Raw genomic sequence first — 1269 nt, 5'->3', positions numbered from 1 at the left:
CACTGCTGTCCCATAGTTTGCTTTAAATAAAAAAACCTGAGTCCTAACAGTTAAAATATGAGTGCAAACAAACACTTTAACGACCAGGATTCAGGTTTTGTCACATCAGAATACCGTATTTCATGAGCTAATTAAACCTGTTGTGCGACAGGATTTTGAACAACTTGCTAAAGTGCACCATGTTGGACAGAAATTTAGAGCGGCTTCCCGGTGGGATCAGTTTATTGCCATATTGATGTCTCAATTCTCTTGTAGGCAAAGTCTGAGAGATATTCAATCCAATTTGGAGTGCCAACAGGAAAAGCTAAGTCATCTCGGAGCAAAGTCTATTCCCCGAAGCACGCTGGCACGAATCAATGAGCAGCAGCCTGCTGCCTTGTATCAACAGCTATTTTACAAGTTGCTTAAATACTATGACCACTCAAAAGTCGCTCATAAATTTCGCTTTAAGAATCCCTTGTATTCCTTGGATGCCAGTCATATTGACCTGTCGCTTTCCTTATGTGAATGGGCCAAAGTTCACGACTCAAAAGCCAGCATGAAACTCAGTATAGGATTGAATCACAGCAATGATATTCCTGAGTTTGTTGCAGTTGAAAATGGCAAAGAAAATGACATGGTACAAGGCCGCAAATTCCAGTTTCCTGCTGGCAGCATTGTAGTTTTTGATAAAGGCTATGTCGATTACCAATGGTATGCAAATCTGACTGCTCAAAACATTGGATTTGTCACACGTTTTAGGCCTAAATCTGTGTATCAGGTGATCCAGCAACATCCAGTGCTTGAATCCAAAGGTATTCTAAAAGATGAAACCATTCAGCTGAATAGCGCACATGCCCTAAAAAGAAAAGCCCCAGTGTTAAGAAGAATTGAATATAGAGATCAGCAAAGTGGCAAGCACTTTAGCTTTCTCAGCAATAACTTTCATTTAGCCGCCTCCACCATTGCGGCGATTTATAAAGATCGTTGGAAAGTTGAGCTGTTCTTTAAGGCGATTAAGCAGAATCTCAAATTAAAAGCGTTTCTAGACCGCAGCAGGAACGCAATTCAGACACAAATCTGGATTGCGATGATCGCCTATTTATTGGTGAGTTTCGCTCAACATTTAGGAAAAACAGGTTGGACAGTTCAACGTTTACTCAGAATAATTCAAGTGAATTTGTTTGAAAGAAGAACTTTAAAAGCTTTATTTTCACCCGATAAAATACCCATAAAACAAGAGGAAGCTCAAATGAGCTTCCTCTTGTGAAAAATTGTGGGACAGCAGTG

Annotated in this window: 1 protein-coding gene; it reads left to right on the top strand. The window is 40.0% G+C overall.

Annotated features, from left to right (window positions below):
- The first annotated feature begins 97 nt into the window (after positions 1-97).
- Complete coding sequence (locus FTT94_RS16435; RefSeq protein WP_180171126.1) at positions 98-1249, top strand: IS4-like element ISAbe18 family transposase; 1152 nt, start codon at positions 98-100, stop codon at positions 1247-1249.
- The last annotated feature ends 20 nt before the right edge of the window (positions 1250-1269 follow it).

This window comes from Acinetobacter sp. YH12027, assembly GCF_013420085.1.
In the GTDB taxonomy this organism is placed as follows: Bacteria; Pseudomonadota; Gammaproteobacteria; order Pseudomonadales; family Moraxellaceae; genus Acinetobacter; species Acinetobacter amyesii.
Note: the sequence above shows the minus strand (reverse complement) of the source record. Positions and strands in the feature narration are given on the sequence as shown.